Here is a 255-nt window from a genome sequence, read left to right on the forward strand (position 1 = left end):
GGAGTCTATATTATCGAAATCTTTAGAAGAAAAAACTAAATTCTTAAATAAGATTTGCCATATCAATAAACGAGATGCCCTTGTACTAGAAGAGAGGCTCTTTGATGGATTAAGCTTTAGCTTAGTTAAAGAGATATTTGTCTTAGTTGAGGAGGTCATCTCTGCTAATGGTTTTGACCCAAGTTTTAAACCTCTTATCTTCGATCGATTATTACAGATCATCGATATCGAAGAGTTATATCCTGAAGAATATGA

1 protein-coding gene is annotated in these 255 nt (G+C 32.9%); it reads left to right on the plus strand.

The window, feature by feature from the left end; genetic code table 11:
* On the plus strand, positions 1-255 hold a 255-nt coding region (locus M901_RS07580; protein WP_034721232.1), incomplete at both ends, for a hypothetical protein.

This window comes from Bacteriovorax sp. DB6_IX, assembly GCF_000447775.1.
Classification (GTDB): Bacteria; Bdellovibrionota; Bacteriovoracia; order Bacteriovoracales; family Bacteriovoracaceae; genus Halobacteriovorax_A.